General features: G+C 63.1%; 20 protein-coding genes. 4 read left to right on the forward strand and 16 right to left on the reverse strand.

Features of this window, described 5'->3' with window-relative positions:
* Position 1: 1 nt before the first annotated feature.
* The 9 genes from ACJ70B_RS10505 to ahaH form a co-directional block, all read right to left on the reverse strand.
* Complete coding sequence (locus ACJ70B_RS10505) at positions 2-1,615, reverse strand: class I adenylate-forming enzyme family protein (RefSeq protein WP_408956936.1); 1,614 nt, start codon at positions 1,613-1,615, stop codon at positions 2-4.
* 147 nt (positions 1,616-1,762) lie between these two features.
* Positions 1,763-3,178: an ATP synthase subunit B gene (locus ACJ70B_RS10510; protein WP_408956937.1), complete on the reverse strand. Its 1,416-nt coding sequence runs from the start codon at positions 3,176-3,178 to the stop codon at positions 1,763-1,765.
* 2 nt (positions 3,179-3,180) lie between these two features.
* Positions 3,181-4,944: an ATP synthase subunit A gene (locus tag ACJ70B_RS10515; protein ID WP_408956938.1), complete on the reverse strand. Its 1,764-nt coding sequence runs from the start codon at positions 4,942-4,944 to the stop codon at positions 3,181-3,183.
* A gap of 4 nt (positions 4,945-4,948) precedes the next feature.
* A complete protein-coding gene (locus ACJ70B_RS10520; protein WP_408956939.1) occupies positions 4,949-5,281 on the reverse strand; it encodes a V-type ATP synthase subunit F in 333 nt (110 codons plus the stop codon).
* Entirely contained in the window at positions 5,278-6,330 is a 1,053-nt protein-coding gene (locus ACJ70B_RS10525; RefSeq protein WP_408956940.1) for a V-type ATP synthase subunit C, read from the reverse strand. The genes ACJ70B_RS10520 and ACJ70B_RS10525 overlap by 4 nt, the downstream gene beginning before the upstream one ends.
* A complete protein-coding gene (locus tag ACJ70B_RS10530) occupies positions 6,327-6,908 on the reverse strand; it encodes a V-type ATP synthase subunit E (protein ID WP_408956941.1) in 582 nt (193 codons plus the stop codon). Before ACJ70B_RS10530 ends, ACJ70B_RS10525 begins: the two co-directional genes overlap by 4 nt.
* Positions 6,909-6,932: 24 nt before the next feature.
* Positions 6,933-7,214 (reverse strand): hypothetical protein, encoded by a 282-nt coding sequence (locus ACJ70B_RS10535; protein ID WP_408960102.1) that lies wholly within the window; start codon positions 7,212-7,214, stop codon positions 6,933-6,935.
* Positions 7,215-7,444: 230 nt separating this feature from the next.
* On the reverse strand, positions 7,445-9,709 hold the full coding sequence (locus tag ACJ70B_RS10540; RefSeq protein ID WP_408956942.1) for a V-type ATP synthase subunit I: 2,265 nt from the start codon (positions 9,707-9,709) through the stop codon (positions 7,445-7,447).
* Positions 9,696-10,028 carry an ATP synthase archaeal subunit H gene (gene ahaH, locus ACJ70B_RS10545; protein WP_408956943.1) on the reverse strand — a complete coding sequence of 111 codons (333 nt, stop codon included), beginning with the start codon at positions 10,026-10,028 and terminating at the stop codon, positions 9,696-9,698. Before ahaH ends, ACJ70B_RS10540 begins: the two co-directional genes overlap by 14 nt.
* A gap of 157 nt (positions 10,029-10,185) precedes the next feature.
* Between ahaH and ACJ70B_RS10550 the strand changes: the two genes are divergently transcribed.
* Complete coding sequence (locus ACJ70B_RS10550; RefSeq protein WP_408956944.1) at positions 10,186-10,809, forward strand: methyltransferase domain-containing protein; 624 nt, start codon at positions 10,186-10,188, stop codon at positions 10,807-10,809.
* 48 nt (positions 10,810-10,857) lie between these two features.
* On the opposite strand, the gene ACJ70B_RS10555 is transcribed toward ACJ70B_RS10550, so the two are convergent.
* Positions 10,858-11,364 (reverse strand): type IV pilin N-terminal domain-containing protein, encoded by a 507-nt coding sequence (locus ACJ70B_RS10555; RefSeq protein WP_408956945.1) that lies wholly within the window; start codon positions 11,362-11,364, stop codon positions 10,858-10,860.
* A gap of 95 nt (positions 11,365-11,459) precedes the next feature.
* The gene (locus tag ACJ70B_RS10560) at positions 11,460-12,701 is read right to left on the reverse strand and encodes a hypothetical protein (protein ID WP_408956946.1); all 1,242 of its coding nucleotides are present in this window, start codon (positions 12,699-12,701) and stop codon (positions 11,460-11,462) included.
* A gap of 170 nt (positions 12,702-12,871) precedes the next feature.
* Here ACJ70B_RS10560 and ACJ70B_RS10565 point away from each other — a divergent pair, with 170 nt between their 5' ends.
* On the forward strand, positions 12,872-14,194 hold the full coding sequence (locus ACJ70B_RS10565) for a helix-turn-helix transcriptional regulator (protein WP_408956947.1): 1,323 nt from the start codon (positions 12,872-12,874) through the stop codon (positions 14,192-14,194).
* A 35-nt stretch (positions 14,195-14,229) separates the two neighbouring features.
* Here ACJ70B_RS10565 and ACJ70B_RS10570 read toward each other — a convergent pair whose 3' ends face one another.
* Positions 14,230-14,931, reverse strand: coding sequence for a hypothetical protein (locus ACJ70B_RS10570; protein WP_408956948.1), 702 nt, complete (start codon positions 14,929-14,931; stop codon positions 14,230-14,232).
* A 359-nt stretch (positions 14,932-15,290) separates the two neighbouring features.
* Positions 15,291-16,286, reverse strand: coding sequence for a radical SAM protein (locus tag ACJ70B_RS10575; protein WP_408956949.1), 996 nt, complete (start codon positions 16,284-16,286; stop codon positions 15,291-15,293).
* Positions 16,287-16,524: 238 nt separating this feature from the next.
* On the opposite strand from ACJ70B_RS10575, the gene ACJ70B_RS10580 reads away from it, so the two are divergent.
* A complete protein-coding gene (locus ACJ70B_RS10580; protein WP_408956950.1) occupies positions 16,525-18,477 on the forward strand; it encodes a PAS domain S-box protein in 1,953 nt (650 codons plus the stop codon).
* 127 nt (positions 18,478-18,604) lie between these two features.
* Positions 18,605-19,720: a DUF373 family protein gene (locus ACJ70B_RS10585; RefSeq protein ID WP_408956951.1), complete on the forward strand. Its 1,116-nt coding sequence runs from the start codon at positions 18,605-18,607 to the stop codon at positions 19,718-19,720.
* On the opposite strand, the gene ACJ70B_RS10590 is transcribed toward ACJ70B_RS10585, so the two are convergent.
* The 3 genes from ACJ70B_RS10590 to ACJ70B_RS10600 all read right to left on the reverse strand — a co-directional run bounded on the left by ACJ70B_RS10590 (position 19,721) and on the right by ACJ70B_RS10600 (position 24,433).
* A complete protein-coding gene (locus tag ACJ70B_RS10590) occupies positions 19,721-20,563 on the reverse strand; it encodes a polyprenyl synthetase family protein (RefSeq protein WP_408956952.1) in 843 nt (280 codons plus the stop codon).
* Positions 20,564-20,627: 64 nt separating this feature from the next.
* Positions 20,628-23,165, reverse strand: coding sequence for a methyl-accepting chemotaxis protein (locus tag ACJ70B_RS10595; protein WP_408956953.1), 2,538 nt, complete (start codon positions 23,163-23,165; stop codon positions 20,628-20,630).
* Complete coding sequence (locus ACJ70B_RS10600; protein ID WP_408956954.1) at positions 23,165-24,433, reverse strand: ABC transporter substrate-binding protein; 1,269 nt, start codon at positions 24,431-24,433, stop codon at positions 23,165-23,167. The genes ACJ70B_RS10595 and ACJ70B_RS10600 overlap by 1 nt, the downstream gene beginning before the upstream one ends.
* Between the last annotated feature and the right edge of the window lie 114 nt (positions 24,434-24,547).

Below are 24,547 nucleotides of genomic sequence, written 5' to 3' on the forward strand. Positions count from 1 at the left end.
ATCACCCCTGCCCGACCAGTCGCTCTTCGTCCTCCCACTCCTCTTGGCGGAGTTCGTACTTCTGGACCTTGCCCGTCGCTGTCGTCGGCAGTTCGTCGACGAATTCGACTCGGTGGACGGCCTTGTAGCTCGCCAGGTTGTCGCGGGTGAACGCCTCGAGGTCGCCCTCGGTCACGCCCGGGTCGTCGGGATCGCCGCTGGCCGGGACGACGAACGCCTTCGGCGTCTCGCCCCACTCGTCGCTCGGCGCGGGGATCACCGCCACGTCCGACACCTCGGGGTGGTCGAACAGCGTGTCCTCGAGTTCGATACTCGAGATGTTCTCCCCGCCGGAGATGATAATGTCCTTCTTGCGGTCCTGAATCGCGATCATGCCGTTTTCGTCGATCGTCGCCAGATCGCCCGTGTGGTAGTAGCCCTCGACGCGGTCGGTGAACGCTTCTTCGGTCGCCTCGGGTTTCTCCCAGTACTTCTCCATGATCTGGTTGCCCCGAACGACGACCTCGCCGATAGTCTCGTCGTCGCGGGGGACGTCCTCGCCGTCCTCGTCGACAACGCGAATTTCGGTCCCGAGGAAGGCCAGCCCCTGGCGCTTCTTGATCCGAAACCGGTCGTCGCTGTCGTCATCGAAGTGTCGGCGGGCGTCGGACGTGGTGATCAGCGGGCCGGTCTCGGTCGCGCCGTAGACGTGTTTCAGGTACCAGCCGAACTCGTCCTCGACGGTCCGGATGGTCGCCTCCGGCGGCGCGCTACCGGCGGTCGCCAATTGAACATCTCTCTCACCGGTCGTCTCGGGTTCGTGTTCTTCGTAGTAGTCGACCAGCATGTTCAGCACCGTCGGCGCGCCACACATGTACGACACGTCCTCCTCGCGGACGGCCTCGAAGATATCCCCCGCGTCGACGCCGCGCGTACAGACGTGTGTCGCCCCGATTCCGGTCACCGCGAAAATGTGTCCCCAGCCATTCGCGTGGAACATTGGCAGCGTCCAGAGGTAGACATCGTCGTCGGTAATCTCCTGATGGCCGACCAGCAGATAGGCGTGGATCGTCTCGCAGCGGTGCGTTCGACAGACCCCCTTCGGGTCGCCGGTCGTCCCCGAGGTGTAGTTGATCGTGATGATCTCGTCCTCGGCCATCGCCGGCCGGTCGTAGTCGGTGCCGGCCTCTTCAAGCACGGCGTCGAAGTCCTCCCAATCTCCGTCGACCGCATCGGCGTCGTTCGTCACGAACATCTCCGTCGGTACCTCGTTGCGGATCGCCTCGATCCTGTCAGCGAAGTCGTAGTCGGCGTAAATCGCGTCGACGCCTGCGTCCGACAAGATGTACTCGAAGTCGTCGGGCGTGAGTCGGTAGTTCAGCGGCGTGTGGATCGCACCGAGTTGCATGATTCCGTAGGCCGCCTCGAGGTGGTAGTGCGTATTCGGGTCGAGCACGGCCACGCGGTCGCCCTTCTCGATGCCTCGTTGCTCGAGCGCTGCCGAAAACCGATCGGCGCGGTCGCCGAGTTCGTCGTACGTGAACCGTTCGCCCGTGGTGGCGACGACCGCCTCGTCGTCGCCGTAGTGCGTTCGCGCCCGGTCTAAGAACTCCGGGACTAGCAGTGGCTTGTGCATACATACCATACTCCACCGACGGCGTATACGATAGTTTCCATCGGTTGCACACGCTGACAGTTCGCCGGACGAACCGATCTCCCCGTATCCGCCGAGACGGATGGCTTACCTTAGCGCTGAACCGCGGCGAGAAAAAGCTCGGCGACGTTATTCGGCTTCGACTTCGACGGCTTCGGACTCGTCTTCGCGATAGTGTTCTTCGATGAGTTCCTCGTCGATCCGGTTGAGCTCCGTCTTCGGCAGGTTCGAGAGCAGGTCCCAGCCGATCTCGAGCGTCTCTTCGATCGAGCGGTTGGTGTCATAGCCCTGCTGGACGAACTCCGTCTCGAAGCGATCGGCGAAGTCGAGGAACTTGTTGTCGCGCTCGGAGAGCGCTTCGCGACCGACGATGTTCACGAGGTCGCGCAGGTCCTCACCTTCTGCGTAGGCGGCGTACATCTGGTCGGAGACGTCGCCGTGGTCCTCGCGGGTCAGGCCCTCGCCGATCCCGTCGTCCATCAGCCGGGAGAGGCTGGGGAGGACGTTGACCGGCGGCTCGATCCCCTGACTGTTGAGGTCCCGATCCATCATGATCTGGCCCTCGGTAATGTAGCCGGTCAGGTCCGGAATCGGGTGCGTGTCGTCATCACCGGGCATCGTCAGGATCGGAATCTGCGTGACCGACCCTTCCTTGCCCTCGATTCGACCCGCGCGCTCGTAGAGCTGTGCCAGGTCGGTGTACATGTACCCGGGATAGCCACGCCGTCCCGGGACCTCCTCACGTGCGGCACCGATCTCGCGCAGCGCCTCACAGTAGTTGGTCATGTCCGTCAGGATGACCAGCACGTGGTAGTCCTGCTCGAAGGCCAGATATTCGGCCGTCGTCAGGGCGAGTCGCGGGGTGACCTGTCGCTCGACTGCGGGGTCGTCCGCGAGGTTCATGAAGACGACCGAGCGCTCGAGTGCACCGGTGCGCTCGAAGTCGTCCATGAACTCGTTTGCCTCTTCGGCCGTGATCCCCATTGCGCCGAAGATGACCGCGAACTCAGAGCCTTCGCCCTCGCCTTCCTCTTCTTCGGGCACGGTCGCCTGCCGGGCGATCTGGAGCGCGAGCTCGTTGTGGGGCAGCCCGGAGCCGGAGAAGATCGGCAGCTTCTGGCCCCGAACCAGCGTGTTCATGCCGTCGATGGCCGACACGCCGGTCTGGATGAACTCCTCGGGATACTCCCGGGAGTAGGGGTTGATCGCTTCGCCGACGATGTCGCGGCGCTCGTCGGGGACAATCTCCGGGCCGCCGTCGATCGGATTCCCGGAACCGTCGAGCACCCGCCCAAGGAGGTCCTCGGTGACGGGCATCTTCATCGTCTCGCCCAGGAAGCGAACGGAGGCGTTGCGGTCGATCCCGCCCGTCCCTTCGAACACCTGGATCGAGACGATCCCTTCGCTCGATTCAAGCACCTGTCCGCGGAGGGTGTCGCCCTGTGGTGTCTCGATCTCGACGATCTCGTCGTAGCCGACCGGTTCGTCGACCTCGGCGAACACCAGCGGACCGCTGATTTCCGTGATAGTCTGGTACTCTTTCATTGTTAGTACAGTGCGCGCAGTTGCGTTTCGAGGTCGCTTTCGATCTCGTCGATGAACTCGTCCCACTCCTCGGCGGTGCCCATCCGGTTGAGACGCGGTGCGGCGTCGACGTCCTGGATCTCCTCGACCGGGACGCCGGCCTCGAGCGCCTCGAAGGCCTCGTCGTTGAACGTCTTGATCGCCTCGAGCATCCGGTAGGTCTTCTCGGGTTCGCAGTAGGTGTCGACGTCGTGGAGCGCGTTCTGCTGGAGCCACGCCTCACGCAGGAAGCGGGCGACCTCGAGCGTGAGCTGCTGGTCTTCCGGCAGCGCGTCCTTCCCGACGAGCTGGACGATCTCCTGGAGCTCGTCTTCCTCGTCTAAGACGTCGACCGCCCACTGGCGGGTCTCCGCCCAGTCGCCGGCGACGTTCGACTCCCACCACGGGTCGAGCTGGTCCTTGTACAGCGAGTAGGACTCGTTCCAGTTGATCGAGGGGAAGTGCCGACGCTCGGCGAGGTCGGCGTCCAGCGCCCAGAACGTCTTGACGATACGCAGCGTGTTCTGGGTGACCGGCTCAGAGAAGTCACCGCCGGGCGGGGAGACCGCGCCGACGACCGAAATGGTACCCTCGCCGCCGTTGATCAGTTGGAACTTGCCAGCGCGCTCGTAGAACTCCGAGAGCGACGCCGCCAGATATGCGGGGTATCCCTCTTCGCCGGGCATCTCCTCGAGTCGGCTCGAAATCTCGCGCATGGCCTCTGCCCACCGGGAGGTGGAGTCGGCCATCAGCGCGACGTCGTAGCCCATGTCGCGGTAGTACTCCGCGATCGTGATCCCCGTGTAGATACAGGACTCGCGGGCCGCAACGGGCATGTTCGACGTGTTGGCGATGAGGCAGGTTCGGGCCATCAGCGGGTTCCCGGTCTGGGGGTCGGGCAGTTCCGGGAAGTCCTCGATGACCTCGGTCATCTCGTTGCCTCGCTCGCCACAGCCGATGTAGACGACGATGTCCGCGTCGGACCACTTGGCGAGTTGCTGCTGGGTGACGGTCTTCCCGGAGCCAAAGGGTCCAGGAATCGCCGCTGTCCCGCCTTTTGCAAGCGGGAAGAGGCCGTCCTGGACGCGCTGGCCCGTCACCAGCGGCTCGGTCGGCGTCTCTTTGTCACCAGCGGGGCGGGCCTCGCGGACCGGCCACTCCTGGTGCATCTGAATCTCCTCGCCGTTGTCGAGTTCGACGATGGTCTCCTCGACCGTGAACTCGCCGCTCTCGACGCTGGCGACCTCGCCGCCCTCGTAATCTGGCGGCACCATGACCTTGTGGTCGATGGTGACTGTCTCCTCGACGACCCCGACGATGTCGCCGGGCTCGACCTCGTCGCCTTCCTCGACCTCGGGTGTGAACTCCCACAGCTTCTCGAGGTCGATTCCGGGGGCGTCGACCCCACGGTCGAGGAACGCCGTCCCCATCTTCTCTTCTAAGACGTCGAGTGGCCGCTGGACCCCGTCGTAGATGGAGTCCAGCATACCGGGACCGAGGTCGACACTCAGGGGCTCGCCCGTGTTCTGGACCGGCTCGCCCGGGCCGACGCCGGAGGTCTCCTCGTACACCTGAATCGTGGTCAGGTTCCCTTCGATCTCGATGACCTCGCCCATCAGTCCTTCGTCGCCGACGTAGACGACGTCGTTCATCCGGGCGTCGAGGTCCGTGGCGGTCACGACGGGACCGCTCACGCTTTCGATTACACCGTCTTCGTCGACGGATTCGATGTCTTCTGCCTGGCTCATAGTGTTACTCGCTGTCTTCCTCGTCCATCAGGTCGATACCGATCGCACGTTTGATCTGTTCGCGCAGCCCGCCGCCACCCGTCCCGCTGCCGATGGTGACGACGACCGGCTCGACGCTCGTCTCGACCTCCTGGCGAACGTTGCGCGACAGGTACTCGAGGTCGTCGTCGTGCATGACGACGATCCCGACGCCCTCGTCTTCGAGGGCCGCTGTCGCCGCGTCGTCTAATCGTTCGTCTTTTTCATCGTCCGGCACGTTCTCGAACCGTCGGACTCCCGCGAGGCGGAAGCCGGTCGTAAACTCCGGACTGCCGACGACTGCGATTTCCTGGCTCATAGGATCACCAGCTCCTCTTCGATCTCGCTCTCATCGAGTCCGACCTCGCGACCCCGTGCGATCGCACGGATGTTCTCGACCTCGCGCTCCTTGGCGAGGATAAACGAGAGAACGGGGGAAATCGAGGTCGGATACACGCTCGAGAGCGTGTCCGCGTACTCGAGCAACGCAGCGTCTAGTGCGTGCTCGAACTGTATAAGGCTGTCAGCATCTCGCAGACGATCGAGCGCCCCCGAGAGACGGTCGCCGTAGCGCTTGTTCTCGGCGATATGGTCGACGAGTTCGTCGTAATGGCCGACGAGTCGGTTTAGCTCCGACTCCTCGAACAGGACGCCGCCGTCGATGTAGTAGGCCGCCGGGTCGAGATCGGCCCCGCTTCGCGCAAGCCGCAAGGCGTTTCGCGCGTTCCGGAAGTCGATCTCAGCCTGCAGGAACTCGACGTACTTCGCCTCCGGCCCCTCCTGTGGCCGCCCGAGGTCCTCGAGCAGGTTCTCGTAGAACGCCCGATCGAGCGCGTTCTCGAGCGGGACGAGCGTCCCGACGTCCTCGAACTGCTCGTAGGCGTTCTCGAGGGGTTCGGCGAAGATCGTTCCCTCGAGTAGTTCGATCACGTCCTCGATCGCGTCGAGTTCGACCAGCCGATCGAGCGTTCGATCGTCGAGTTCGCCAGCGCGGATGAGGTCCGTGCGGATTTCCTCGGGATCAGTGTCGGTGTAGATCCCGCGGATGATCGTCTTGAGGTTCCAAACGTCGAACTTCCGGAGGTACCGGACGATGCGGTCGTAGAGTTTCCCCTCTGACCACTCGAGTAAGTCGTCGAAGTGCTTCGCGAGATTGCGATTTAACGCGTACTCGATCAGGTCGACGCCCGAAAAGCGCGTCCCGAGTGCGTTGATCTCATGTTCGTACTCCGTCTCCTCCATGAACCGCGCGATCTCGCTCGGCCCCATCCGGATCAGCTTGCGGTAATCCTCGTCGGACAACATCGCCGCTCGACGCGAGCGAACGCGAGCGTTCACGTACTCCGGATTCGAGGCACCCGTACTCATTGCTCGAAGAGTCGATTGCTGATCTCCCGGAGGTTGTCTTCCCACACGTCCTCGAGCACCGAGTCGAACGTGTTGTTGACGCGGACGCGGGACTGCTCGCTCTCGACGACGACACCGCCGAGACAGTCGTACTCGCCGGCGTACTCGTAGCCGGTGTACTCGGCGAGGATCGAGGAGATCAGTTCCTCGTCGCCGCCGCGACCGTAGACGTTGACATCGTCGCCCTCGTCGAACTCGCCGGTGGCCGCCTCGAGCAGGTCCCGGGTGAGTTCCTCACGGGTGTCCCCCTCGAGGGCGGCGAGTTCCTCCTCGACCGATTCGCGGACCTCGCTGAGGACGTCGCGACGCGCCTCCAGGCGCTTCTGTTTCGCCTCCAGTTTCGCACTGGAGAGTCGCTGTTCGCGCAGCTGCTCGATCTCCCGTTCGACCTCCGCCTCGGCGTCGGCGACGATCTCGTCTGCATCCTCTCGAGCGGCTGACTCGATCTCTTCGGCGCGCGTTTCGCCCTCAGAACGGATATTCTCCGCACGCGCGTGAGCCTCTTCTCGAATGTCCTCAACGACTGTATCTAGACTCATTGTAAGAAGGTTCGATAGGGCGCTTTAAGGTCCGACGAAGAGCGCGACCAGTGCGAAGATCACGAGCGTCTCGGGCAGGACCGTCAGCAGAATCCCGATACCCGGCGAGATGGAGTCCTCGGCGAGTGCGCCGACGACCGATGCGCCGATCGCTCGCTCCGCATAGCCCGCACCGATTGCCGCGAGACCGATACCGAGTGCAGCCGCCGCCCCTCGCTCAATTGCAGGTCCGCCGCTCCCGCCAGCCGTGGCGTTCTCCTGAAGCGCAACCGCGTTCTCTGCGAGACTGTTCAGCGCGAGCGTCAGTTCGGGTAGAGCTTCGATTGTCATGATTGAGTTTCCTCGTGGTTTTGCAACCGGACAGATGGTACTACTCCCCAGCGTCTTCTTAAAACTTCCCAAACTAAACTGCCGATTTTGGCGTCCTAACCCTCAATACGCAGCTTCCGAAGGTATTATCCTTTCGATACGGCCGGCAAAATACGAGACAGAATACCGCGCAAGGTGGTGATGAGGACGGCCGCCGACGAGCGGCGTCAGCTGTCGTCGTCGGACCGAATGCCGCCGAAGGGCTCGAATGCCCGTCCGCCGCCCTCATAGAACCGGTTGAAGAACTCGACGTATTCCAGACGAATCCCCTGCAGGCCGGCGCTCGTAATCCCGAGCAACAGGACGACGACGTGGCCGAGGACAAGGATGATCACGCCGATAAGTGCCATCACGATGCCGCCATGGAGCAAGCCACCAAACATGACCTCGGTCACTTCGTGACCGTGGTAGGTCCCTTCATGGAGCATGTGCTTGGGCGCGTGGGTGGTACCGAAGTGCCACTCCGCGCCGTGGTCGGTCTCGACGACGTACACCCCGAAGAAGAGCATGTTGACGACGAATGCCATGCCCGCCTTCGCCAGGATGACCGCTGCGATCCGCAGGTACGAGAGGACGTCACCGAAGACGTTGAAACTCTCGAGGCTGCCGATGATGATGCCGAGGGCACCGTAGTGTTTGACCTCGCCGTAGACCATCGTCACGAATCCGATCGCGAGGAGCGGGAGCCCGACGAATTTCCCGATTTCGACGGCGAAGCCGTTGAAGCCGAGTTCGAACGCTGCCTCGGAACCGCTCCCGAACAGCTCGAACAGGAAGTCCGGCTTCGCGCCCTCTCCATGGCGGCTGAAGATCCAGATCCAGACGCCGATCATGAGCAGCGCCCACGAGCCGTTCTCGAAGTACGCGTCGGCGACGCCGTGGTCGAGATCGTTGACGAACCCGAAGATGTACCCAAGCGTCAGGTGTCCCAGTCCGATGAAGACACTCACCAGCAGCCACGCCTGGCCGTACTTCGAGAACACGGGCTGGATCCCCTTGTGCAGCGGCGGACTGCCGCCGAAGAGGACCTCGCCGAGCACGTGCAAGCCGAAAATCTCGCCGTACAGCATCCCGAACAGCATCGTGAACCCGCCGGCCCACATGCCGATCACGCCGAGGCTACGGATAATGTCCTCATCGAAGCGACTGTACAGCAGGTAGCCAGCAGCGGTGTACAGCATTCCGTAGCCGAGATCGCCCAGCATGAAGCCGTAGAACGCCGGGAACGTCAACAGCAGGACGATCGTCGGATCGAGTTCGCTGTACTTGGGGCGGTCGATCAGCCGCAGTAGGAACTCGAACGGCTTTGCGGGACCGACGTTGTCCTGGACGACCGGTGGGTCGTCGGCCATCGTCACGACGCCGCCGCTGGCGGTCGTCGTACCGCCGTCGGCGATCGCCTCCTGCGTCGCGACCTCCCGTTCTTCTTCCTCGCTCGTCTCGTCTTCGCCGCCGGGGCCGCCGTGGTCGACCTCCTCCGTCCGCGTCGGATACCCCTCGTCGTTGTAATCCGCGCGAACGAGTTCCTCGACCTCGACGCTGCCGCCGACGGCGTCGCTCAGCGTCTCGACGAGCCGATCGTACTCCTCGGTCGGGAGCCAGCCCTCCGCAACGAACGCGTGATCGGTCGTCGCGAACTGCAGCGGCGCTTCCGCTTGCTGGACCTCGACTGTCAACTCCTCTTCGACTCGCAAGAGGAATCCGCCTTCCTCGCGCTTGATTTCCTCGAGTTCCGCGTCGATCTCGTCGAGTTGGGACCCGAGGTCGCGCTTTCGACGTTTCAGGTCGGCGACGTAGTCGTCCGGGCTCTGGTCGGTGTCGGGCACCTCATAGCGGGTGAACTCGACGCCGACTAGCGCGTCGTCGATCGGGTTCTCGCCGGCGTCTTCTGTGGGCGCGGCTACGATGGCAACGACGTCGCCACCGGTGAACGTCTCGAACGCCCGGATCTCGTCGGAGTCGGCGACGGCCGACTCGACGTCCCCGTGGGAGCCTTCGCCGACGAGCACGTCGACCGTCTCGTACCCCGACAGCAGGTCGAGGTCGATGCCGAGTTCCGCGAAGGGCGCGACGCGGTCGAGGCGCTCGTCGACGTCGCGTAGTTCGTCGTCAATCTCGGTCTGGCGGTCGTCGAGTTCGTTGACTCGCGTCCGGATCTCTTCGAGTCGGTCTTGCCAACCGCTCGTGAGCGCACCCGACTCGGCCTCGTCGGCCGACAGATCAAGGGTGCTCTGCAGGGCGCGGACGGTCACCAGCTTTTCCGACGCCTCGTCGGCCCCCTCGATCGGGTCGCCGTTGTCGAACGCCTCCCAGGAACCGTCGTAGTCCGAGAGGTGGACTAGACTCAGTTCGTGGACCGTCTCGATGACCGTGGGCATCACGCCCTTGGAGCCGGCCACCGAGACCTTGCTCATCCGTTCAGGTCTGAGCATGGACGTCCTCCTGGAACAGCTCGACGACGTGGTCGGTCACTTCGTCGATCCGATCCCGGGCGCGCTCGGCGAGTTCTTCTCGCTCGCGTTCGCCCTCTTCGAGGACCTGCTCGCACTCCGCGTCGATCTCCTCGCGAGCCTCCTCCAGCCGGCGCTCCTTCAACTGTTGCGCCTCCTGTTCCGCTTCCGTGCGAATCTCCTCGGCACGTTCTCGAGCCTCGGCTATTCGCTCGTCGCGGTCGTTCGTTGCCTGTGCGACGATCTCGTCGGCCTCGTCCTCCGCCGACTTAATTCGTTCGAGAACCTCTGGACTCGGCATACTCTAAGCAGTCGGACGTTTGCCAGAGCGCGTATATGGTAGTTGCGAAAGTCCGTCAGTGCGACCCCTCCTCAACTGACCGGTAATCACGTCTTACTCCCGGCGGGCGGCGTCCGGAACAGTAGACATATGCCGATCGGACCGAAACTCCGTGCCAATGGGAATTCTCGAGAACAAGGCCCGCGCTCGACTGTTCTATAAGTACCTCTCGCGGGTCTACGACTGGGTGAACCCGTTCATCTGGACCGAGACGATGCGTACCGAGGCGCTCTCACTGCTCGACCTCGAGGAGGATATGACCGTCCTCGACGTCGGCTGTGGAACCGGTTTCGCGACCGAAGGGCTGCTTGAGCACGTCGACGAAGTCTACGCCATCGATCAGAGCGAACATCAACTCGAGCAAGCCTACGGAAAGTTCGGCAAGCGCGCCCCGCCGGTCCACTTCCACCGTGGTGACGCCGAGCGGCTCCCGTTCGCGACGGACACGTTCGATGTCGTGTGGTCGTCGGGATCGATCGAGTACTGGCCGACGCCGATTCTCGCGCTCCGGGAGTTCCGTCGCGTCCTCAAACCCGGCGGTCAGGTGCTGGTCGTCGGACCGAACTATCCCGATACGTCGATCACGCAGCGACTCGCCGACGCGATCATGTTCTTCTACGACGAGTACGAGGCCGACCGGATGTTCAAGACTGCCGGATTCGAGGACGTGAAACACGCGTTCATGGGTCCGCCACACGATCCAGACGTTGCGATCACGACGATCGGTCGCACGCCCGAATAAGACCCAACACTGTTCGTCTTCGCTCGAGCGTTCGATGCGAGAGCCCGTTTAGGCCGCTGTCGTCTCGAGTCTGGCCACTCGTTTCCCGTCGACCGCGAGCGAGACGGTAACCGAATCGCCGACCGAAACGCGAGGACTGTTCGTTCCCGCAATGGACAGTCCGACACGCTCTCCCGGCGTCCACTCTGGATCGGCTCTCGCGTTGAACGGCCCGCCCGGTGAGCCGTCGAATCCGCGCGCGCCGACGAACGGAACCGGCGGCTGCCGCGATAGCTCGGTACCGTTTACCGCGATCGTCACGGACAGCGATTCGACATCGATCGAGTCACCCGCGACGTGGTTGATCGCGATCGTCGAGCGATTCCCATCGGCCGCGAGTTCGAAGGTCGCAGTCGGCCCGGCCGACTCGAGCGATATCCCACTAACGCCGATCGCGACGACGACTGCCAGACAGACGGTGAGCGCGAGCAAAACGAGGACGCCAACGATTGGACTGACGGCACGTGTGCCGGTTGGCCGAGATGGCTGTCGATCGTGCTTCGGCTTCGGAATCACGCACCGTCCTGTCCGCCCCTTTTCGTATAAACCCTGGTTCGCCCACGGTCTGTAGCTTCACGGCATGCGTCTGAATCGACTCCCTCGACTTCGTCTTATCGCGCCACCGTCGCGGTGACGCTTCCGTTTTCCGTTTTCGCCTCGAGTGTATGTGCACCGAGCATCGGGACGACCCACAGCGTTCCGTCTTCGCCGGTCTGACCGACTTCCACACCGTCGAACGTAACGGTCGCGTTCACGGTCTCATTGGTATCTTGATCGGTCACGGTCACTTCGACCGGTCCGGTCTTCGCCGTCTTGTTCATCGTCATGTTGAGCCCGTTACCGGTCCACGGTCCGACTCCGGTTTCGGTTTGTGGAATCGATGGCACTGTAAGGACCTGTACCTCGCGGAACACCTGCCCCGTTCCCCCGTCGAGGTAGACCTCAAGTCGTCCCTGGGTGTGGCCGAATTCGGTCCAGTAGTAGTTCTCGGGAGTCCGACTGTTATCCTCGAAGGACAACGCTTGTTTGTGTTCGTCGGCCCACGGATAGAGCTCTCTCGAATGCTTGAGCGCTGCTTCCAAGTTTTCGAATTTATCGGGTGCTGTTTGATTACGATTATCGAATCGTACCGTCTCACCTATGTAGCGATTGCCCGATAGTAGCGAGAGGCTATATCCGTTCTGTGAGGTTGCGACGGTCACGTCGTAATGGCCATTGGCCGGCGTTTGAAACTGCTGTGTGAGCGTTTCTCGAAGCGGAGTCTGATGGAACCCAAGTGTTAGCTTACCGGCGCGTATCTGTTTTTTCGATATCGAATACTCTGGCACCTGGTTTGCTCGGGCATAGAGTTCGTCAAGACGCTCCGAAAGCACCGCCGCTTCCTTGTGATTCCGTAACAGTGCTTGGAGGAGTCCGATCGTCGAAAGTTTACCGGCTGCATGTGCTCTCACCGCTCTTCGCTCGCGCTGCTCGAGCTCGTCGGCGCGTTGCATGAGTTGTTCGTGCGCTGCCCGAAGCATCGCTGCTTGCTCCTCGCCGGTGGCGCTATTGAATTGTTCATCAATAATAGCGTACTGTTCGTGGTTGATTCGGAGTTCGTCGTCGGCACTTGCAAGTGCCATTCCGAGACCAGGCTGATATTCCGTGTAGTCACTTCGAACATCGCCAGTCAGCTGGAGTCGGTTCGTCGTGTTAGTGACCTCGGCTTGCAAGAGTCGTTGGGAGACCTGTTGAGAGGTGACCGCAGCGGATTCGCCGGCCTGCTCGTCGGCCGGTCCTGTTGCTGTGACTGTCGCTACAGGTACCGAGAGGACAAGAAGAAACGCGAGGAGGGCAGGGGTCGCGTTGTTCATCGCACCACCGTACGTACTCCTGATACAAAAACTGGTCGTCTGCCGACGAACCGGCGAGACCGCTCCTTTCACGATTATTCACGCCTCTCAAGACCGTTCACAGCTGCCGGTAACGTTTTATTTTTCGATGGAAAGGGTTTTTTCCCCCGGGAAACCACCCGTTGGTACGCATGCGGATTACCACTGCCGCCACACTCGCCCTCACCATCCTCCTCGCGACGACGGCGCTGGGGGCAGTGGCCGCCACTCCGTCGGCTTCCTCGTCGCCGGTCGAGCGGTCCTCGTCAGCGTCGTCCCCCCTCTCCCCAGCACTCGAGCAATCCGCCGATATCTCGTCCACGTCGACTGCATCGCCGCCGCTCGAGCGTCCCAATACCTGGCAGGTGATCGAAATTCGCGTCACCGACAATGGGAATGCGAGATGGACGGTCGAAAGTAGATTTCTCGTTACCAACGATACAGACGAAGAGACGTTCAACGAATACGCTGCTGCGGTCACGTCCGGCAAAGAGCCAGCCCCCTACGACCGACAGATGTTCGCACGGTTCGTCGCTCGCGCGTCAGAGTCGACCGGTCGCGAAATGTCAGTCGAGAACGCCGGCTGGGACGAGCCGCGAATTGAACGGATCGAGAACGAGTCCAGCGGGGCCACAACAGAAGGTGATAGCCGCGTCGGCGTCATCTCCTACTCGTTTACCTGGACGAACTTCGCGACCGTTGACGGTGATCGGATTCACGTTGGCGATGCTCTCTCTACGTCAGAGGGGCCGCTGATTCGGGTGTTAAGCGACGGTCAACGGCTCATTATTGCACCGCCGAACAACTACGGCTTCGTCGATGCCCCGACGGGCACTGAGAACGGAGCGCTCGTCTGGGACGGTCCGCATCGCTTCGACACGGACGGACTCGAGATCACGATCCTTCGCGGAGCCGGTCCGCAACCGTTCTCCGGTTGGAGCCTGCTGATCGGCGTGTTCCTCGTACTCACGGTTCTCGTCGGTGCCGGCAGCTATCTGCTCGCGCGACGAGGGATCACGATCGATCGGTCGCTTCCGGTCGATCGACTCCCGTCGCTCGGACTCCGCGAGGCGCTCGGGCTGTCGGAACAGTTCGGTAATCGCACGAACGCCAGCGATGATCGTCGGCGTACCACGGCTGAGGGAGACGGTGACTCGGAGACGGGCCCAAGCGCGACGGTCGAGTCAGCTCCACCAGCGGAGACTGAAACGGGAACTCGCCTCGAGTTCGAGGAGTCTACCGACGACGGAATCGATCCGGAGCTGTTGAGCGACGAGGAACGTGTGCTTCGTCTCCTCAAGCGAAACGGCGGCCGGATGAAGCAGGCGTCGATCGTTTCGGAGACCGGGTGGTCGAACGCCAAGGTCTCACAACTCCTCTCGAAGATGGACGAGAACGATGAAATCGAAAAACTGCGGATCGGACGGGAGAACCTCATCACGCTCCCGGGCGTCGATCCGACCGCAGTCGACTGATCGCATCGGCCGTCGCGTTCAGTCGGGAGGCGTTGTTAGGTCTCGGCTGCCGTCGCTCCGTCACTGCCAGCGTCCGCGGTGCCGGCACTCGCGTTCGGATTGAACTGGATTTCCTTGCCAACGGCGTCGTAGATATCGTCCCAGTCCTTGTCCTCGTCCATCAGGAAGACCTCGACGGTCAGGGGACCCGAACCGAACTCTTCGATCCCGGCCGGCCGGACGTCGATATGGAACGTACCGTTGTCTTCCATGCGCATTTCGCCAGTGCGTTCGACGATCTTTTGCTTGTCTTCGTTGATCTTGACGAAGAAGTATGGTTCGCCTACGACGTCACCGTGGCTCGCCGGATCGACGTCCTCCATGGTGGTATTGGCAACGACCTCGAGGTTGAAATTCGAGTAGCCGTCGGTGCTGTTTTCGGGCGTCTTATCGACAAACTGGACGCTTTCGATCCGGTCCTCACGCTTGTTCTCGAGCGGCCGGTTTGGCTCCGTGGGCGGGGACCAAGACTCACTCGCTGTGTCGTCCCCGCCGTCTGCATCCGTTCCCGTTCCGGTTTCGTCGCTTGCATTCGTCCCCGTCCCGTCTGCGGATTCGGTTTCGTTCGCCGTTTCGTTCGGTGCGTCCTCGTTCGTCGTTTCGTTCGGCGCGTCCGCCTGTGACCCCCCCAGAGCGCTACACCCCGAGAAGACCACGAGCAGTGCGACCGCGACGATTGCGGCGTTTCGGAATTGCATCGTAACACCGCATTACGAGATAGTCGCCATTATTACAGGCTAGATAAACGATTAAAATCCATCCACCGAGAGAACCCTCCAAACGACCTCAATGCGGCCGTCTTCCCGCGTTTCATATTGTGGGACGGTTATAAGAGGTGCTAAAATTGAAAATGAACTCACCCGTTCCTCCGGTCGCTTGTGGAACCATACGGCGTCCGCTTGACACCCCACCACGTGCGCTTTTCCCGTCGAGTCCGCTTTCCTCTCTCCTCGAAAATCCGTTTCGCGGACGCGGCCGTTTTCACGTGCTACGAGACGCTCCACGTCCCGCGTGCCACCGAACCCTGTTATCCCTACGATGGGTCGTGCTCGACCGCCTACGCTAACGGCGTCCGCTCGACTACCTGTCCGTCGTAGGTCGGATACTGTTCGACGATCTCACCGCCCTCGAGATCGCCTTCTTCGATCATCTCCTCCAAGAGCCACCAGGCCACTTCGACGTGGTCGGTTTTGACTGTGTAGAACTCTCGGGGGACGCCCAGCGCTTCGAAGCGTTCGGGGTCGGCGTAGGTTTTCCCGTAGACGAGCGTACCGTCGTCGGTGATATCGTCGAACTCGCGGCGGACGTTGCGGGCCATGCGTTTGAGACGGCGGCGGTGCTGGGCCGCGTCCTTGAACACGGAGGTACAGAAGTAGACCCGCTCGTGATCGCCCATCGTCTCGAGGATGTCCTCGCGGGAGCCGTCGACGGCGCTCATGTGGTCCTCTTTGAGTTCGAAGCCCTGCTCTTGCATCCGGCGGTAGTTGCCCTGGGACATCTCGAACTCGTTGACGTTGCAAAAGTCCGCCGCGCCCTCGTCTAAAAAGTCGAGGAACTCTTCCTCGGCGCGGATACCGGGAATCTCGAACGCGGGCGTGAGCCCCTCTTCGCGGGCGATATAGAGAATTTCCTCCCACTCGGTCCCGTGGAGGTCGCCCCACTGCTCGTAGGGCGGGTGGAAGCGAATCTCGTCCAAGCCGGCTTCTGAGAGGCGACGCATGTTCTCGCGACCGCCGGTGATGCCGGTATAGAGGTGGGTGTGGTGGTCCTCGCCGAACTCGTCTTTTAGGAGCTCGAGGTAGTGACAGGTTCGGTCGAGCGCCTCCTGGGGTTCGCCGCCGGTGATCGAGGTGCCCAGCGCGTCCATCCGCTTGGCTTCGGTGAGTACGTCCTCGTCGCTCTCGACGAGTCGTTCGTTGGCGTAGACGTCGGTGACGTTCTTGCGATTCTCGCCGAGCGGGCAGTAAAAGCAGTCGCGCTGGTCGCAGTAACCGTAGACGAACATGACCATCTTGCCGCCTTTCGCGCACTGCTCACAGCCCTTCGAAATCATTCGACGGTCCCTACCCGGCCGAGACTCAAAAGCCGTGCGAAACTGGCCCGGATCGAGGTGTGTCGCACGGTCGCGTGCTACAGCTGCCTTTCTCACCATATAGAGACGCCTTGCGATCGTTCGGAACGCCCCTCCCCGACGCCGCGTTCCCGACGACGGCCCAAACCTCTCTGGGACGTCGATGGCCCGCGTGGCCTATAGACTTAATTGACCTGCTTTAGACATACACACCGTATCGATGGCAGGCACCGTTCGCGTCCTCTGGGTCGGTGACGATCGGGAACCGACTGTGCAGGCACTCGACCGCCGATCCGATGCGTTCACCGTAACGTCTCTTTCCGCGCCGTCCGATGCGGTTGCTCGTCTCGAGCGAGACGATATCGACTGCGTCGTCATCAGAGTGGAATCGACCGGCGCGGCAGGGCCGGACGGCATCGAGTTCTGTCGAACCGTCCGCGACCGCGTCCCGTCGCTGCCGCTGATCGCCTGCGTCGACGAATCGGGAACCGGGGCCGAGGAGGCGATTGCGGCCGGCGCGACGGATCTCCACGCGCTCTCGAGCGGACGCGATGATGCCGAACTGCTGGCGCGTCGCATCGAACTCGCCGTCGGTCGAGACGGATCCGAAACCGGACGCGACCGGGATCAGAGTGACTTCCCAGGCGATCGAGCCGGCGACGGCGCGACGGTCGGCGGTCGGTGGGCGTCGCCCGTCGAGGCCGAACTCGACCGTTATCGATCGCTCGTCGATCGAGTTGCCGATCCGATGTACGTCCTCGACGAGCGGGGACGCTGCGTCGTCGTCAACGATGCGCTCCTCGAGTACACCGGCTACGATCGAGACCAGATCGAGGGGCGGCACGTCGACGGGTTCATCGGCGACCCGACGTATGAGACCGCGACGACGGCGATCGAACGCCTCTACGAGCGGAATGGGCAGGACAGAGACACGTTCGAAGCAACGATTCACGGGCCTGACGGGGAAACCCGGATCGGCGAAGCGCATATCACGGTCGTTACGACGGATACCGGCGACTACGCCGGCTCCGTCGGCGTGATTCGTGATATCACGAAACGAAAGGAACGTCTTCGAAAACTCGGCCAGTACCGAGCTATCATCGAAACCGCGCCGGTCGGCCTGCTCGCCATCGACGAGGACGGCGACATCGTCTGGCACAACGAGGAGTTCACGAACGATCTCGGCATTTCGGACAGGGAGCTCGTCGGGACGGATTTCACAATCCTTCAGACGGAGGGGTACTTCCCCAACGCCACCCTCGAGACCTACCTCGAGCGAGTGCGGCGTCTGCTCTCCTCGGCAAACGACGATGAGCGGGTCACCTACGAGGAAGAGTGGGTCGACGACGACGGCGAGCGCGGTATCACCGAAGTCAACATGGGGCTGCTTCCCCTCGAGGACGGCGAGTTCGCCGGTACCGTCTACGCGTTCCGAAACGTGACCGAACGCATCAAGTACCGGGAGGAACTCGAGCGCCAGAACGAGCGACTGGAGAAGTTCGTCGGTCTCGTCAGCCACGACCTCCGCAATCCGCTCAACGTCGCACAGGGGCATCTCGACGTGCTCGAGACGGAGTGCGAAAGCGAATCGATCGACGAGATGCGGTGGGCGATCGATCGCATGGAGGAACTCATCGACGATCTGCTCGCACTCGCTCGGTACGGCCGGACCGTCGCCGACCGCGAGCGCATCGAACTTGCGGACCTCGCCGAGATCGCCTGGGCGGGAGTCGATACCGGCGACGCGACACTGGTGGTGACTATCGAGGGGACGATTACCGCTCACGAGGGACGCATCCGGGAACTCCTCGAGAACCTCTTTCGGAACAGCGTCGAGCATGGCTCGACGAGCAGTCAGTGCGGCTCCTGCGCTGGCGATGCCGTCGATCACGGCGGCGAGGACGTGACCGTAACCGTCGGCCGGTTAGATACCGAGAGCGAGCACGCCGGCTTCTTCGTCGAGGACGACGGCTCCGGCCTCCCCGACACCGACGACATCTTCGAGTTCGGGCACACGACGGCCGATGACGGCACCGGCCTCGGGCTGGGCATCGTCACCGAAATAGCCGACGCACACGGCTGGCAGGTCAGCGCCTGTGACGGCCGGGACGGCGGTGCCCGGTTCGAGATCCGTGGCGTCACCAGCCTCGAAGCGGCGCGACCGACCGACTAACAGTGGACTCCCGGATCGCTTCCGTGTCGCTGCAACCTGCCGATTCCGTTCGGCGACTCTCAAGCCCGTTCGCGGCGTTCCCTCTCCCCCAGAAGATGGAAATACCTCGCGGTCGAACGGTCGACCGATGCTGTTGGTCCTCTGTGTCGACCTCGACGACGACCTCGGCCGCAAGACCGGTTTTTCGACGCCGGTGATCGGTCGCGCTCCCGTCGAGGAGGCGGCCGTCGCCCTCGCGACCGCAGACCCGGAGGACTCGGACCTCAACGTCATCTTTCAGGGCTTGCACATCTACGACGACCTTGCCGAACGCGACGAGAGCGTCGAGGTCGCCGTCGTCACCGGCAACGATGAGGGCGACGTCAGCGCCAATCGCGAGGTCGGCGACGAGGTCGATACCGTCCTTGCGAGCCTCTCAACCGCCGAGGACGTCACCGCGCTCATCGTCACGGACGGCGCACAGGACGAGTCGGTCATTCCGATCGTCCGCTCGCGGGTGCCGATCGACGGCGTCCGGCGGGTCGTCGTCCGGCAGGCACAGAACTTAGAGTCGATGTATTACACGATCAAGCAGGTTCTCAACGATCCCGAGACGCGTGGCACGGTGCTCATTCCCCTTGGCATTCTCCTGTTGATCTACCCGCTCGCACTGATCGGCACCGTGTTGAACACGCCGGGACTCGTTCTCGGGACGACATCGGCGCTGCTTGGTTTCTATCTCATTTCGCGCGGGCTCGGCCTCGGCGAGCGGCTAGACGAGGCCGTCGAGCGCGGCCGCCGCTCGCTGTACGCCGGCCGGACGACGTTACTGGCGTACGTCGTCGCCGCCGCGCTGTTCGTCCTCGGCGGCGTCAGCGGATTCGATTCCCTCGAGTCGGTACAGCGATCGACCGTCGGTGACGTCAAGGTACCCGTCATGCTCGCCGCCTTGGTCTACGGCTCGATCCACTGGTTCGCCGCCGCTGGCCTCACGACCAGTCTCGGCCAGATCACCGACGAGTACATCGCCGGCACCCTCGAGTGGCGCTATCTCAACGCCCCCTTCTACGTCCTCTCGATCGCGCTCGTCCTCCACGCGGTGAGCGCGTTCTTCCTCGACCGGGTCGGCATCACCTACCTCGCGGCGGCGCTGACGGCGGGAACGCTACTGGGTATCGTTAGCACGCTCGCCTTCGCCGTCGCGGAATCCAGATTTTCTGATGCCGACCGAGATGACGGAACGCGCGGGGCCGAGCGAGTGTAGTTATCGTTCGCGCTCGACAACGAACTCCGCCAGCTCAAGCAGGTAGTTCCGGGCCTCGGCGTCGGCGACCTCGACCCGCTCTAAGGCATCGATCGCCCGGTCGGCCTCGGCTCTGGCGTGGGCGTTTGCTTCCTCGGGGGTGAGCTCGGTCACCTGGACGACCGACGGGCGCTCTAAGGCGGCGTCGTGGCCGGTCGGTTTGCCGAGTTCCTCGGGGTCGGCGACGGCGTCGAGGACGTCGTCTCTGATCTGGAAGGCGACGCCGACGCGTTCGGCGTACTCGCCAAGTGCATCGACGGTGGCGGGCTCGGAGTCAGCAGCGATTGCGCCGAGTTCGGCCGCGGCCCGAAACAGCGCGCCGGTTTTGCGCCGGGCGAGGGTCATATACTCCTCCTCGTTTGCGGGTTCGGCCGAGAGCTCGGTCGCTTCGCCGACGCCGAGTTCGACCATCGCGTCGGCGACGGCGCGGGTGGCGTCCGGGTCGGCAGAAAAGAGCGCGAACGCCTCACCCAACAGGCCGTCGCTGGTGATAATCGCCGGTCCGTAGCCGAACTCGGCCCAGGCGCTGGTCGTGCCGCGGCGGAGTTCCGAGCGGTCGATAATATCGTCGACGACCAGCGACGCGGTGTGGACGAGTTCGATCCCAACGCCGAACTCGACCGCGTCCTCGGCCTGCCCGCCGACCGTCTCGCAGGCCAACAGCGTCACCATCGGCCGGACGCGCTTCCCCTCAGAGAGCGCGACGTGGCGTACCTCCTCGGAGAGCGTCTCGGGTTCAACTCCCTCGACGACTTCGACGAGACGCTCCTCGATCAGCGCCCGTCGGCACTCCAGCAGTTGCATCACACGCGTTTAGAACGGGGGTGAAAAGTACGTGACGGTTTCGCGGAACTCGTCGACTTCCCGGCTACTCCTCTCCGAATTGACTGAACGTGAACCCGTTTCGGTCGCCGGAGGGGTCGTCGTCACTCGACTCGACGTCGTCTTCGTCAGCCGGTTCCGAATCGGCATCGTCGGCCGCCTCGCCGTCGACACCGTCGTCGATCGATGCCGAGCCAGCGGCGGCCGCGTCGCCCGTCTCGCCTTCGGACTCGGCCGCGTCGGTGCCGCCTGCGTCGACGCCGTCGTCGCCGAATCCGTCGACGTCCGTCTCGTCGAGTGCGAAGGACTCGTGCTCGTGGTCGATGCTGTACTCATCCGTTGACACGTCTGCGACCTCGTCGGTCTCGAAGTGATCGAGCGTCTCGCTCAGGTGGGCCGCCTGGTCGGCGAGCGAACTCGCGCTCTTGGAGACTTCCGAGAGGGCTGACGTCTGTTCCTCCGCGGCGGCAGCGACGCGCTGGGCCTCGGCCGCCGTCGATTCGGAGATGTCGGTCGCCGACGAGACCATGGCGACGACCTCCTGGGTGGAGGCCGCCTGCTCTTCGGTCGCCGCGGAGATTTCCTGAACGCCGTCGTTGGTTCGGTCGGCGTAGTCGGCGATCTCGTCGAGCGCCTCGGCGGCGTTCTCGACGGAGTCGACGTGTTCCGCGATCCGATCGGCGGTCCGCTGGACCTCCGTTGCGGTCTCGGCGGTCTGTTCGTCGATGCGCTCGAGTCGCTGTTCGATGTCCTCGGCGGTCGATTTCGTGTCCGCGGCCAGTTCCTTGACCTGCGTCGCGACGGCACCGAACCCGGCACCTTCACCGTCGTCGCCACGCGACGCTTCGATGTTCGCGTTCAGCGCGAGCATGTTCGTCTCGCGGGCAACCTCGCTGATGAATTCGACGAGCTCGTCGATCTGTGCCATCTCTTCTTCGAGTTCCTGGATGGCCTCGACGGCTTCGCTCGATTCCATCTCGATCTCGTGCATGCCGTCGATTGCCTCCTGGGCGGCCTCACGGCCGAGACGGCCGGTTTCGGCCGTCTGCTCGGCGATGTCGGCGACGTTGTTCGAGGAGGCGGCGATCTCTTCGGTCGTCGTCGACAGCGTGTTCATCTCCCGGTTGACCGACTGGAGGTTCTCGTTCTGCCGGTCGGCACCGTCGGAGATCTCCTGAATCGACTGGGAGACCTGCTGAGAGGCCGAGCGAACCTCTTCGCTGGAGGCAGTCACCTGTTCGCTGGCCGCCGCGACCTCGTTCGCGAAGGCCTTGACGTCGCCGGTCGTCTCCTCGAGGTCCGCGACCATCTCGTTGAACGCCTCGGCGATGTCGGTCATCGCCTCGCTCTCGCTCTCGGGCTCGAGTCGCCGGGTCAGGTCGCCGTCGGCGCATTCATCCATTACGGCGCTGAACTCCTCGGCTTTCGCTTCGAGGTGACGGTTCATCGACTCGGTCTCGGCGCGGGCCGCCTCGGCCTCCTCGCGGGCGGTTTCCGCGGCCTCGATCTGCTCGCGCAGCGAGTTACGCATGCTGTCGAAGCCGTCGTAGAGCCGTCCGATCTCGTCGACGCGGTCTGTTTCGAGATCGACGTCGAGGTTCCCCTCTTCCATCTCGGTCGTCCGATCGCGCAGCCGAGCCAGCGGCCCGACCGTCTGTCGACCGAGGACGACGCCGACGGCTCCGAGCGCAATCAGGCTCGCCAGTATCATCGCGATAACGTTCGTCTCGACGTCTGACGCGACCCCGTTGGCTTGGTCCGTCGGGACGCTCGTCACCGCAACCCACTGCGTGTTGCTCACGGGGACGTACGCCCGTACGACGTCGCCGTCTTGGGCTTGAGTGCGAGTCAGCCGGCCGCCGAGGGCGGCCGCCATCGCATCCTCGTCGACGGAATCGCCGTCGAACGACGCCGATTCGGCCTTGAAGACGGTCGATCCGTTGCCATCGATGATTGCCGTCGACGCGGACGCGTTCTCCTGATGGAGCTGGTTAACCTGGTATTCGAGCGTACCGATGATGACGATGGCCCGGTCGTCGCGGTCGGTGACCGGGCTGGCGAAGGCCATCACCTTGTCGCCGAGGGTCGGCGATTCGTAGGCCGACTGGGAGTGCCAAACGGACTCGTCGAGCCCGAGATTGTCTTCGAAGCCGTCGGTGGCCCACGGTTCCTCGAGGTCGGCGAACGACGCCCCACGATAGGCCGCGGTCGTGCTCGTGACGATCTCGTTGTTCTCGGTGTCGACGTAATGGATCGCGCGCACGTCGACGTCCATCCGCGCCTGTTCCTCGACGAGTTGCGCCTGAATTTCTTGCGGATCGCCCTCCCGCAAGATCGACGAGTCCGACGCCGTCCGGGTCTGGACGCGCATGGTCTCGACCCAGTTGCTGATCCCGTTGGCGTCCGTTTCTGCGGTCGATTCGAGTTGTTCGTTCGCGTCTGCACGGACCGTCTGGTCGATGTGTGCGTAGCTGACTGCCCCGACAGCACCGATTACGAGCACGACGGCGAGGATCGAGACCACGAACTTCACGAGGTACCGCCGCCGGACGAACGACGGTACCAGATCTGCGAGCGACACCATTACGGATTCACCCTGTCGATCTCGGCGATACCGCCGGTAGCGCTTTCGTCGAACTTCCAGTACTCGATGACCCCGTCGACCACGTCGCCGTTCTCGTCGAACTCGAGCGATCCCGACGCGCCCTGATACGTGACGTCGTTACCCTTGGCCGCGAGTTCGATCCCCTCGGCGAGGTTCTCCGGAGTGATCTCCGTTCCGTCTCCGGCCGTGACGACCTGCATAGCGCTGCCGATGGCCGAGCCGTCGTTTTGCCCGGCGTAGGCGTTTGCGAGCAGTAAGACGGCGCTTGCGTCGTACGAATGGGGCGTGAAGACGCCCGGCTCGCTGTCGTACTCGGACCTGAACAGATCACTGAACGTCTGATTGCCCGGACCGTCGACCAGCGGCGCGGTGCCGCGGATCCCGTCGAGCGAGTAGCCGACCTTGTCGTGGAGGGTGCCCTCTTGCATTCCGTCGCTAACGAGGATGTCCTCCGGTGCGTCGGCACCCAGATCGGCGAGGACCTGGCCGCCGGTCGTCGGATACCCGATCACGAGGAACAGACCGGGATCGCCCGTCCTGGCCTTTTCGATGGCCGTGTCGTAGGAGTCCCGGTCCTGCATCAGCGGAACCTGTGACGTGACCGTGCCGCCGTGGGTCCGTTGGAACGACCGCGTGAACGCCTGGCCCAACTGCCAGCCGTAGTCGTTGTTCTCGTAGAGAATCGCGGCGCTGTCGTGGCCGAGATCGTTCGCCGCTTTGTCGGCGAGAACGACCGCCTGCATCCGGTCTGACAGCGCGGTCCGGAAGACGAGGCCGGCGTCGTTGAGCGACGTGATCGTCGGCGTGGTTGCACCGGGCGAACAGCAGACGGTTCGGTACGGGATGAGCACCTGCTGGGTCGCCTGTAGCGTCACGTCTGACGCCGCCGGCCCGTTGACCATCGGATACCCCGAGTCGACGAGGTCGAGGGCCCGCTGGACGCCGACGGCCGAAGACGTCTCCGTGTCGGCGACATCGTAGTCGATTTCGAGCGGAACGTTGTCTTCGACCTGCTTGATCGGAAGCTCTGCAGCGTTTCGCATCCCGTTCCCGACCGTCTCGAGTCTGCCGCTCAATGGCTGCATGATGCCGAGTTTGAGCGTTCGGTCGGTCCCCCCGACACTACCCCCGTCCTCGATGTCGTCCGAGCCAAGTCCGGGTACCGAACTGAGACAGCCGGCCAGGCCGCCAAGACCGGCGGCACCGAAACCGGACAGTAGCTTTCGGCGATTCGTTTTAAAGGACATACCGTTTCATTTCGTTCGTAACATATAACCTCACTGTCTGACTTCCGAGAACTATTCTCTATACATCATGTTAATTGGGGTTAGAACCACCTAAGAGGGAGATGGCGGATAGTC

The organism is Natrinema sp. 74 (genome assembly GCF_046097095.1).
Lineage (GTDB): Archaea > Halobacteriota > Halobacteria > Halobacteriales > Natrialbaceae > Natrinema.

Excerpts from the sequence above, each read along its gene's own strand:
- ACJ70B_RS10565 (WP_408956947.1), top strand. The coding sequence starts at position 12,872 with ATGCGGATTACCACTGCCGCCACACTCGCCCTCACCATCCTCCTCGCG.
- ACJ70B_RS10575 (WP_408956949.1), bottom strand. The coding sequence starts at position 16,286 with ATGATTTCGAAGGGCTGTGAGCAGTGCGCGAAAGGCGGCAAGATGGTC.
- ACJ70B_RS10570 (WP_408956948.1), bottom strand. The coding sequence starts at position 14,931 with ATGCAATTCCGAAACGCCGCAATCGTCGCGGTCGCACTGCTCGTGGTC.
- ACJ70B_RS10520 (WP_408956939.1), bottom strand. The coding sequence starts at position 5,281 with ATGAGCCAGGAAATCGCAGTCGTCGGCAGTCCGGAGTTTACGACCGGC.
- ACJ70B_RS10505 (WP_408956936.1), bottom strand. The coding sequence starts at position 1,615 with ATGCACAAGCCACTGCTAGTCCCGGAGTTCTTAGACCGGGCGCGAACG.
- ACJ70B_RS10510 (WP_408956937.1), bottom strand. The coding sequence starts at position 3,178 with ATGAAAGAGTACCAGACTATCACGGAAATCAGCGGTCCGCTGGTGTTC.
- ACJ70B_RS10525 (WP_408956940.1), bottom strand. The coding sequence starts at position 6,330 with ATGAGTACGGGTGCCTCGAATCCGGAGTACGTGAACGCTCGCGTTCGC.
- ACJ70B_RS10515 (WP_408956938.1), bottom strand. The coding sequence starts at position 4,944 with ATGAGCCAGGCAGAAGACATCGAATCCGTCGACGAAGACGGTGTAATC.
- ACJ70B_RS10595 (WP_408956953.1), bottom strand. The coding sequence starts at position 23,165 with ATGGTGTCGCTCGCAGATCTGGTACCGTCGTTCGTCCGGCGGCGGTAC.
- ACJ70B_RS10580 (WP_408956950.1), top strand. The coding sequence starts at position 16,525 with ATGGCAGGCACCGTTCGCGTCCTCTGGGTCGGTGACGATCGGGAACCG.
- ahaH (WP_408956943.1), bottom strand. The coding sequence starts at position 10,028 with ATGCCGAGTCCAGAGGTTCTCGAACGAATTAAGTCGGCGGAGGACGAG.
- ACJ70B_RS10590 (WP_408956952.1), bottom strand. The coding sequence starts at position 20,563 with ATGCAACTGCTGGAGTGCCGACGGGCGCTGATCGAGGAGCGTCTCGTC.
- ACJ70B_RS10585 (WP_408956951.1), top strand. The coding sequence starts at position 18,605 with ATGCTGTTGGTCCTCTGTGTCGACCTCGACGACGACCTCGGCCGCAAG.
- ACJ70B_RS10540 (WP_408956942.1), bottom strand. The coding sequence starts at position 9,709 with ATGCTCAGACCTGAACGGATGAGCAAGGTCTCGGTGGCCGGCTCCAAG.
- ACJ70B_RS10600 (WP_408956954.1), bottom strand. The coding sequence starts at position 24,433 with ATGTCCTTTAAAACGAATCGCCGAAAGCTACTGTCCGGTTTCGGTGCC.
- ACJ70B_RS10530 (WP_408956941.1), bottom strand. The coding sequence starts at position 6,908 with ATGAGTCTAGATACAGTCGTTGAGGACATTCGAGAAGAGGCTCACGCG.
- ACJ70B_RS10550 (WP_408956944.1), top strand. The coding sequence starts at position 10,186 with ATGGGAATTCTCGAGAACAAGGCCCGCGCTCGACTGTTCTATAAGTAC.
- ACJ70B_RS10560 (WP_408956946.1), bottom strand. The coding sequence starts at position 12,701 with ATGAACAACGCGACCCCTGCCCTCCTCGCGTTTCTTCTTGTCCTCTCG.